Origin of the sequence: Vibrio sp. M250220, assembly GCF_036533795.1 — a bacterium.
Lineage (GTDB): Bacteria > Pseudomonadota > Gammaproteobacteria > Enterobacterales > Vibrionaceae > Vibrio.
The window spans coordinates 40,826-50,497 of the sequence record NZ_JATABI010000028.1; the positions used below are offsets into that span (position 1 = coordinate 40,826).

A 9,672-nucleotide genomic window follows, 5' to 3' on the forward strand; every position below is an offset into this window, starting at 1 on the left:
GCCGCCCAGAGGCGGCTTTATTTGACCAAACATTGTCATCAATTCAGTTTGCTTGCAACAAGATCCAGGATCTCTTTCATCAACGCGTCATCAACTTTCTTTAAGTTGAGCGTTAAGTTGCTGCCTTTACGACTGTAACTTGCACGACCTTTTACTAGATCGGTTTTACTTACCGCCGATTTCTTACTTGGCGCAAGCTCTTCAATCCAAGCTTCAATGGTTTCAGTCACCTCTTTGGTAATACGAGCCACACCTTGAGACTGGCTTCTCTGCCATACAAAACCGTCCTTAGAGCGACACTTGTCTAGCAGCTTACTCTGTTGGCTCTGCTCCAAACCATTAAATTGCTTGTGCAGTTTCACGATAGTCGGACGACCAAGTTCGGCAACGTTAGGGTAAGCTTGCAGCAATTCTAACGGCAAATCGGCAGCCTTAAGAGCACCACTGACTAACGCTTCACTGCACTGGAACATTTTTGCCAGTGCTTTCTGATCGTCTGCTTCACCTTTTTCCAGTTTAGCGAGCATCTCCTTGCCTTTTTCATACAAGGAAAGTGGCTTGTGCGCGTTCGCAACGTCAGACAGGAACTTAGCATGCTCGGTACTGATGTTTTCGCCAACGTAAATAAGGAACTCTTGCCCAGCTAAGATACAAGACATGCGACGACGACTACCATCGAGCACTTCGATTTTTCCGTCTTCGCGCTTGCGCCCAACAGCAGGATATTGCTGGCCACGTTCTTTAAGTGTGACTAGTACATCTGATAGCGCGTGTTCATTTAAGAACGCTTGCTCGCGCGCGTTTTCTGCAAAAACAACGGTCTTATCGCTCACCTGCTCTGCCGGGATACGAACTAACTCAAACTCGACCTTCTCTTCACCCGCAACCGACAACTCAATGATTTGAGCTTTCTCTTTCGCCGCTTGCTGCGCTTCTTGTGGAGTCGTCACATGGCGCTTATTCGCTTTACCAAATAATCTCGCGTTTAAATCTGAAGTCTTAATTGCCATTTTCTACTTACCCCTGATTTAGTGATGACCAATGACCATGAAGCACACGCTCCAGTTCTAATGCACTCTTCTGAACCGCATCTTGCGCCGTCGCTAGTGTCTTCTTACCGCCTTCAAAATCACTGGTTGTGAGATCGAAAACTGTGCTGTAGGTATCAGCACACGTTTCAAATGCGCGGCTACGCGGAATCGTTGCCATCATCACCTGATCACCAAGTAAATAGTTCATCTCGGTAAGAACTGCGACTTGCTTCTTGTTGTCATCTTCGAACATGGTCGGCATCAGACGAACAAATTCTAGCCCCTGCCAATCTTCTGGGAACATTTCATAAACGGTCGGCAAATGCTGGAAAAAGTTAACTGTCGATGCCCAGTCTAGTCGTTTCGCAGCACATGGGATCAATAGAGCATTTGACGCGTACATCGCATTCCATACTAATGGATCCACATGTGGCCCGGTATCAATCATGATCACATCAAAATCGTCGGCAATTTTATCAATCAACTTTTCTTTCAGCAGCCTAACAATATCCAGTGATTGATTTTGTGATAGGTGCTGCCACGCTTCCGCGTTAAACATGGCATCTTCAGGGAACGCCGAAACCGTTTTTAAGTTAGGATACTGAGTCGGCAACAACACGTTTTTGTGTAAGAACTCATTGTCGACTTCTACCCCCTCAGGCACGTTATCAAGCATGATATCGACAGCTGAGTAAATGTTGTCATGATCAGTCAGGCTAATCTGTGGATTTAAAAACAGACGTAGTGAACCCTGTGGATCTAAGTCGATAAGACAAATGCGGTAACGCTTGTCTAAGTTAAGCGCCAAGCAAGCAGCAAGATGAACCGCAGTCATCGACTTACCGGTACCACCCTTCTGGTTCTGAACATTAATGATCCACGGTTTATTTTCGTTATTTTTCTTACGTTCATGAAACTTCGGGATCCCCGCCGCATCCATCAACATATGTGCTTCTTGCAAAGAAATAGAGTAATGGTTGGCGTTGTTCTTAGTGAATTGGTGACCAGACTCTTCCAACTTGCTGATAGCATCATCAAGCTTACGGCGAGTTAAACCCGAGCGAGTTTCCATCAATGCTTTTGACATTGGTGGGAAATGCTCATCGCTACGCTCTTCCAACACAATTTCTATACGATCAGCTTGAACCTGAGCGGTTTTCTCAGCGAGCTGTATGAGATTCTCAATCGTATGTTCTCGTTTCATTTGCCAAATTCCGTTATTAGTGACTGAAAATTATTGTACAGCATTTACAACAATAAACAATAAAAAGGTGAACGTGCAATTATGGATGCGAATCACATTAAATAGAAATATGACATTCTATTTAATGCCAATCAGCAAAAATAGGTCAATTTGTTGTCAATTTTTGTCTCTATACGACATCACAAAGCAACACAGATTAAAAGTGTTACAGCATCACTTATTTACAATGTAAAAATGTAGGCACTAAAACACAGATGACATTCACTCGGAACGATTAAGATCGCTGTCTAATTTACGGTAGGTGCAATTTTGACTTTCAAAGTGATAACAAACGAGAAACTTTCATTAGGCAAGGGCGACAGATATATGGAGCTAACCATTCGCTAGACGAGTTCCGTTTCGAAACCATGATCAAGGAATATCTGGTGATCATGCTTTCAGGATATTTTTCCTACCTAGGAACAATGATCAAGGCGTTGAGTTGCTAAAAGCATGATCGACATTTTTGATAAACGATTGATCTAAGATCGGAACAATGATCAAGTAGTAGGAGTCTTCGGAAGCATGTAAATTTGTCACCAATTTACGGACAAATGCAGATGGACTAAGACTTGGGCTAATATAACGAGGTGAAAATCGCAATATTGACCGACAACTCAATAATTGGACGAACTCGCCTTCATTTCATGATCATGCTTTCGCAACCCTATTTACTCATAACCCAATGTGGATAAGACAGTAAACATGAAGCTCGACTTTCAAGATTGGCGTTAAAGTGTTCAATTTAACGATTTCAAGATTGTTTCCTTGATCATCGTTTCGCTAAATTGGACAATTATTAGCACTCGATGAGCAGAGGCAAATGTCTTTGTTTACTTCAGCTTGTGGATAAGGTGTGCAATTATGATGATCATGCTTTCCTCATTGTATTGATCATTTATTCGATGCTGTGATGATCATCGTTCTAAGCATTTTTGATCATGCTTTCAAACACTTAATGATCATGCTTTCGCTATTTACATGATCATGCTTTCAGCCGACAAAAAAAATAGTTCTTATAACACAATTACTTACAAGCAAATTATCGGCCAGATCAATAGATCATATAATCAATTAAGATCATATTAATCAAAAAGATCAGTTATTTAAGAGCAACAAGTTTTTCTTTATTTATGATCTTTTTTTCTTTATTCTTTCGGAACTATAGCGATATTACGGCTAGTGTGATACGGATCTAATAATGAGCTCAGAAGAAAAACTACTGATCAAAGCGCCAAGAAGCCACAAAGATGGGCACCTATTTGAAGTGTCGGAAGTCGCGGTTAACTGGATTGAACAATACCAACACTTTAAAGGCGTTACGAAAAGTATCGTTGAACTTCTTAACTTAATCTCTTTACGAGGCTTTAGCAGTAAAGATGGTTTAGTCTCGACTACTGAGCTTATTGATGCCACAGACGGACAAGTCACGCGAGCCGCAATTCAGCAGCGTCTGCGTGCAGCCGTCAATATTGGCCTATTTCAACAAGTTCCAGTTCGGTTCGAAGAAGGACTAGCTGGTAAAACAATGCTGCACCGCTTTGTTAATCCAAACCAATTGATCTCTGTACTCGGCGCCACAAGTCTAGTGACTGAATCCGTCAAGCTGAGTGAAAAGCAGAAACGATCAAAAGCGTTAGCTCAAACGCAAGTCAATAAGCGCTTGCTCAATGAGCATGGTTTGAATACGCCACCAGCAATGAAAGATGAAGCGGATCAGTTTGTTGTTTCTCCCACTAACTGGGCTGGCATTATTGACCAGGCGCTAGCGCCACCACGTACGCGAAAAAGTTACCAAAAGAGCATGGTGTCGATCTCTGGTACACGTGCTGTGATCGAAACACGATCTTCTAAGAGCATCATGACCGTTGATGATCTGATGACTTTGTTTGCACTTTTCACGTTAACCGTGCAGTACCATGAGCATCATCAACATCAACATCAATACCAGCTAGATGGCACTCATGTACCGAATAAAACGCCGTTGTACATTACCGATATTCTCTCACTACGTGGCAAGAAAGATAGCGGACCGGCACGCGACTCAATTCGCGATAGTATTGATCGCATCGAGTTTACCGACTTTCAGCTACATGAGCTTACAGGTCGATGGCTAAGCGAGAACATGCCTGAAGGCTTTAAGAGCGATCGTTTTAGATTTTTGGCCCGTACCATCACTGCATCGGAAGAAGCCCCTACAGAGGGCGCTGACGGCGAAATACGCATTAAACCGAACCTATACATTCTTGTCTGGGAACCGTCGTTCTACGAAGAGCTGCTTACTCGCGATTATTTTTTCTTGTTCCCGCCTGAGATTCTTAAGCAGCACACGCTGGTTTTCCAGTTGTACAGCTACTTCCGAAGCCGTATGTCACGTCGTCATTCTGACGTGATGCTATTGAGTGAGTTAAATCAAAAACTGGCGCGTAACATCGAGTGGCGTCGCTTCTCAATGGATCTGATCCGCGAACTCAAAAAACTGTCAAAAGAGAAGGGGAGTGACGAGCTATTTGTCGTCAACCTTTGGGGTTATCATCTGACGATCTCGGCGATGATCGACAACGACAAAGTCAAAGATTATCAGTTCGATATTAAATGTGATGCCGAAGAAGTGCTCCGCTACTCTCGTGCTCGAACGACGAATGCTGGCAAACGTAATATGGCGCCGACGCTGCCGAACCCACTGCGCAATGAGATGGTGTCTAAACAGCAGCTCGAAGAGATGTCGCAGATTATTGATGGCGAGTTCGAGCCTATCCAGCGCAAAGAGCGTGCACCACGAGGAAAACTTGGTCGTCGAGTGAAGCAACGCAAGCACCTGGTAGAGATCAATGCTGATGAAATTACCATTACTCTATCTAAATATACCTCATCAGAGGCTCTAGAACGCTCTATAACAGCTTTAGCGGCGATGACAGGGCATTCCCATAGCTCAATCCAAGAAGAGTGTCTGGAGCTGATTGACAAGCTTGATTTCTTACGCGTAGGTGATCAGGCCGTTCCATACGAAACGTTGAGTAAGATGGTCGAGCTCTACAACAGCCAGAGCGAGAACAAGCATTTATCCATAGAGCGATTAATTGCTGGATTGGCTGTGCGCAGAAAAGTGTGTAAGCAAGTCTTCGAAGGTCATCTGGATGAAACAGTATTTAGAGCCTTGGATGAAGTCGCCGTTTGAGCCAACGACCATCAATGAAAACACCTTGTTACACACTCGACTAACATTAAGACAAAGCTACTACATTCCTTTGACAGAGCACTGACAATGTATCTCTTCGAGTTGGATAGTATTTATCCCGAATAGACAACCTTTTGTCCTTTCTGATGAATGAGGGACAGAATTATCCCTGATAGATTGGCTCATATTGTTACATTCATTCTGAATATTTTGCGAGTTCTCTGGACTCGCTTTTTTTTGCCTGAATTTCCACTGTGGCACCTTGATCATTGATCCGCGTTTTTTCGCTCAATCCTAATGAAACGATGATTTACCTTGATCATAGTTCCGATCTTCATTCCATTGTTGTTGTGCCATAAAGCGAACATGGTTTTCGATCAACTGGTGTGATTCTATTTGCCAGCGTCGACTTATCTGTTGTGTACAGAACTCAAGACTTACCACGACCAGATTTTGCATTCTTTTCATACACCAATCTTTAAGCTCAAGTTCACTTTGATAGTGGACGACGACTTGCTGAAACTTACTGTAAGCAAATTGTAGGTACTGATAGGCTTTATCGGGTGAACGCTCTCGTTCTTGTTGAAAAAGGCGTAAGCATCCGTCGAGCCAGCACGCGATGGCTTTACTTTGCTGCACGGAAATGAATGGTCCCCAGATTTGATCAGGAGGAGAGAGGATCAGGGATTCTAGCTGGTTACCTTGATCATGCTTTCGATTTTGATACCAGTATTCGATCTGTGTAAGCCAGTTATCTAATGGATTCATCGAATTTTCACCTAATCATGTACCGTGAAATCTCTAGGTGTGATTAGTTTGGTTCATGATGAGGTCATTTGGCAAATCACCACCGAGGTCATTCGATGCGAAAACAGACGTCAACGTGCCAAAAATGGAGTGCTATTTTTGTAAGCAGTAGGAGGCGAAGGTTGGGAGCATAGGCAGTAAAAAATGAGACCGAGATCGCCCAACTTTCGTTAGGGGTAATCTTTTAAATGTACTGTGAGACTTTTGGTGGAGCAAAAACTATTTATCGAATTAACAGTAAGAATGTAGGAACTATTAGCATAATCACATTCTGAAGCTAAAATTCTTAACAAGGGGTGAGAGGTTTTGCTACAGATTAGCTGTCCCTTACATGGTTTGTTCGGAGGTTATTATGTCCATTAATTCTATTGACCATGATGATATGAGTAAAATTGCTGACAAGTGGGACTTCACGGAAGAAGTTGAGTCACAGAAGCCTGTGAAGGGCGTTAAATCCGCAGAAGCTCGTCGTCGTATTGAAGCATTAAGAGAGATTCGAGAAAGCGGTTTAACAATCGAAGAAGCCAAAGAGCTTGGCATCTTGCACTAGTCAGAAACTCTATCTCGAATACTTAAGGGTGGCGTAGGAAAGCCACCCTTTATTTTTTTCGCTAATTTTTGAGCGATTCCTCTCGCCATAGTGCGATTCCCTCTCTACATTCGCTTTTGGTGTGGTATATTCCCCCTCCATATTTTTACAGATTTGAGCTTTAATATGTCGATCAACCTGTCTAACCTCTCGGCTAGCGAAAAAAACAAGATAGAGCTTGATAAGCAAGCATCGTTTTTGGTTTGGAAACTCCGTGAAGCTAAAGCTGGTCCAGATGAAATCGACCAGACAGCAGCAAAGATCACTGATGACGAAGAACAAGCCTCATTTTTAGAGTCTGTAGCCAAATATAAACGAGTAATGGGTGTGGCATAATCCACTCATTTCCTCAGCAAGTGTCAGAAATTGAAAAGCTCACACGTTTTGCTAAAATCCTTCGCAATAAATTGAACTAGAGAGAACATCCCGATGGGAAGAAGTTTTGAAGTGCGCAAAGCCTCAATGGCAAAAACTGCAGGCGCAAAAATTAAAGTTTATTCCAAATACGGTAAAGAAATTTACATGTGCGCGAAAAACGGTGGCGGAGACCCAGACATGAACTTGTCTCTGAAACACCTAATCGCAAAAGCGAAGAAAGACCAAGTTCCTGCACACGTTATCGAAAAAGCGATCGATAAAGCGAATGGTGGTGGCGGTGAAGACTACGCTCCAGCGCGTTACGAAGGCTTTGGCCCTGGCGGCACTAGCGTAATCGTTGACTGTCTGACAGACAACGGCAACCGTACTTTCCAAGATGTTCGCCAATGTTTCGTTAAAACAGGTGCTAAGATCGGCGTTGAAGGTTCTGTTTCTCACATGTTTGATCACCAAGCTGTATTCCAGTTCAAAGGCGATGACGATGAAGTTATTCTTGAAACGCTAATGATGGAAGACGTAGACGTGACGGATGTTGAGCTTGAAGACGGTGTAATCACTGTATTCGCTCCTCATACAGAGTTCTTTAAGACTAAGACGGCGCTTAACAGTGCATTCCCTGATCTGACAATCGATGTCGAAGAGATCACTTTCGTTCCTCAAACTCACACTCCAGTAGCGGGTGAAGACGCTGAGAAATTCCAGAAGTTCCTTGACCTTCTAGACGATTGTGATGATGTTCAGCAGGTTTACCACAACGCTGAACTGTAATCTTTACCGTTGAAAAAACCGAGCCTTAGTGCTCGGTTTTTTTATGCCTGAGAGGTGGATGCTTGACCCGTGAGCCAACTAGAAAGTCGGCGAACTTGTGGCAGGACAGTCAGGTTGAGCGTTAACGCTACTGGCCACGCAATAATAAAACTATCGAGCCATATAGCAGGCCATTGGTGATTGAAGCCGAGTTTATACCCAGATAGTAGTCCTGACATAATGACCGCCATTGTCAGCGACGATAATAGCGCCGAAACCCAAAATTGTTTGCGATTCATAATTTATGCTCCTGTGCTTGTTGTTTTGCTGTAAATGAGGATATAACTATCCAATAGTGAAAAATATAAGCAGGTTTAGAAGTATGAATTCCATATTTGGAAATATTGATGATCTCTATCTGTTTTGCAGTGTGGTTGAGCAAGGCTCGTTACTCGGTGCTTCCAAGACTTTACACATCCCCGTCTCGACCATGTCACGCCGCTTATCCGCGCTTGAGCAGCGATTAGGGATGCGTTTACTAGAGAAGAAGGGCAGAGAACTGGTTGCGACACAAAGTGGCTTAGAAGCCTTTGAGTCGCTTCGTAGCGGTATGGAGTCGATCGAAAGTGGCTTTAGCCAGATGCTGAGTGAAACTCAAGAAGTCTCTGGCACGATTAAACTGGCCATTCCGCACAATTTCTATCGTGCTTTTGTTGGCGAAGTCGTCGAACAGTTTTTGGTTGATTATCCTAAGGTGATGTTAGATCTGGTGCTCAGTCAGGAACAGGCCGTCCCCCAAACGGATCGCGATCTCCTCATCACTTTCGATTTAGCGGATATGGATGACATGATCGCTAGGCCTTTGTTTACTGCTCATCATGGCTTTTTCGCTAGTCCAGAATATTTGGCGAAAGTAGGGCGAGTGGAAAGCCTCAGTCAGTTAAACCAACTGAATTGGGTCAGTGTTGATCATGTCGTAGATATATCCGTCTACCAGCAGCAGAGTTTGGTCGATGTTCTTCACATCAAGCCCAAGTTGATCGTCAATGACATACTTGCGGTATGCGGTGCAGTTGAAAAAGGGTTAGGTGTTGCCTCGCTGCCGTTTCGACATGTCCACGAGGGAATGAATATGGTGCGAGTGTTACCTCAATACCAGCGCAGCGCTAGGCAAGCGTACTTGGTCTATAAACAGCGACGTTATCAGCCCAAGGCATTGAGTTTGTTAGTGGAAAGATTGATCGCTGGTGTCGATAAGATGCAATCGCGAGCGCATTTTACACTGTAAACTACCCTGCGTAAGTCGGGAGAGAAGGACATTAGATGGATAGGATTGTCATCGCTACAGGGGATCGCTTGAACTGGCGCAGCAAGGTATTTGGTTTTATAGAGTAAGGCTAGGTTAAATGTACACGGATGGCAGTGGATCAGATCGCGTGACTGTCTTGCTGCTAACCTTCCTGTTAAACGTGGCGGTACGCCTGAGGAGGTGGTGCAGGCTATTGCAGGGTTGCTTTCTGACCAAGCTTGGTATGTCACGGGGAGATGTATTGCCTGCCGTTAATATTAACCACAGGTGGTTTCCAATGAACCTCAGCGTCAATGGTCCCTCCTGCTTCAACGCCTGCGAATACATCCACTTTTGCGCCTGCTTGTGCAGCAGCAACTGGGGATCTCACTCCTGTATCCGCAACTACCC

General features: G+C 43.9%; 9 protein-coding genes and 1 pseudogene. 6 read left to right on the plus strand and 4 right to left on the minus strand.

Translation table 11 applies throughout. The features are described 5' to 3' along the window. Positions 1–38 precede the first annotated feature (38 nt). Together QTN94_RS11230 and QTN94_RS11235 are read right to left on the minus strand one after the other, a co-directional pair. Positions 39–1,010 carry a ParB/RepB/Spo0J family partition protein gene (locus QTN94_RS11230; protein ID WP_331427689.1) on the minus strand — a complete coding sequence of 324 codons (972 nt, stop codon included), beginning with the start codon at positions 1,008–1,010 and terminating at the stop codon, positions 39–41. 7 nt (positions 1,011–1,017) lie between these two features. Then, on the minus strand, positions 1,018–2,235 hold the full coding sequence (locus QTN94_RS11235; RefSeq protein ID WP_331418604.1) for a ParA family protein: 1,218 nt from the start codon (positions 2,233–2,235) through the stop codon (positions 1,018–1,020). Between the two features lie 1,240 nt (positions 2,236–3,475). Here QTN94_RS11235 and QTN94_RS11240 point away from each other — a divergent pair. Beyond that, entirely contained in the window at positions 3,476–5,452 is a 1,977-nt protein-coding gene (locus tag QTN94_RS11240) for a replication initiator protein RctB domain-containing protein (protein WP_331427690.1), read from the plus strand. A gap of 294 nt (positions 5,453–5,746) precedes the next feature. Here the strand turns inward: QTN94_RS11240 and QTN94_RS11245 are convergent, their stop codons facing one another. Next, a complete protein-coding gene (locus QTN94_RS11245) occupies positions 5,747–6,220 on the minus strand; it encodes a transcriptional regulator (protein ID WP_331427691.1) in 474 nt (157 codons plus the stop codon). A 391-nt stretch (positions 6,221–6,611) separates the two neighbouring features. Between QTN94_RS11245 and QTN94_RS11250 the strand changes: the two genes are divergently transcribed. The 3 genes from QTN94_RS11250 to QTN94_RS11260 all read left to right on the plus strand — a co-directional run bounded on the left by QTN94_RS11250 (position 6,612) and on the right by QTN94_RS11260 (position 7,994). Further along, a complete protein-coding gene (locus QTN94_RS11250; protein ID WP_331418608.1) occupies positions 6,612–6,809 on the plus strand; it encodes a PA3496 family putative envelope integrity protein in 198 nt (65 codons plus the stop codon). 165 nt (positions 6,810–6,974) lie between these two features. Next, positions 6,975–7,184: a DUF3283 family protein gene (locus QTN94_RS11255; protein WP_138973066.1), complete on the plus strand. Its 210-nt coding sequence runs from the start codon at positions 6,975–6,977 to the stop codon at positions 7,182–7,184. A 93-nt stretch (positions 7,185–7,277) separates the two neighbouring features. Further along, on the plus strand, positions 7,278–7,994 hold the full coding sequence (locus QTN94_RS11260; protein ID WP_138973067.1) for a YebC/PmpR family DNA-binding transcriptional regulator: 717 nt from the start codon (positions 7,278–7,280) through the stop codon (positions 7,992–7,994). A 41-nt stretch (positions 7,995–8,035) separates the two neighbouring features. On the opposite strand, the gene QTN94_RS11265 is transcribed toward QTN94_RS11260, so the two are convergent. Next, positions 8,036–8,272 (minus strand): DUF2798 domain-containing protein, encoded by a 237-nt coding sequence (locus QTN94_RS11265; RefSeq protein ID WP_331418609.1) that lies wholly within the window; start codon positions 8,270–8,272, stop codon positions 8,036–8,038. 83 nt (positions 8,273–8,355) lie between these two features. On the opposite strand from QTN94_RS11265, the gene QTN94_RS11270 reads away from it, so the two are divergent. Both QTN94_RS11270 and QTN94_RS11275 read left to right on the plus strand, forming a co-directional pair. Next, on the plus strand, positions 8,356–9,261 hold the full coding sequence (locus tag QTN94_RS11270; protein ID WP_331427692.1) for a LysR family transcriptional regulator: 906 nt from the start codon (positions 8,356–8,358) through the stop codon (positions 9,259–9,261). Positions 9,262–9,379: 118 nt separating this feature from the next. Further along, positions 9,380–9,537: pseudogene (locus QTN94_RS11275) on the plus strand (SDR family oxidoreductase); the annotation flags it as partial. Positions 9,538–9,672 lie beyond the last annotated feature (135 nt).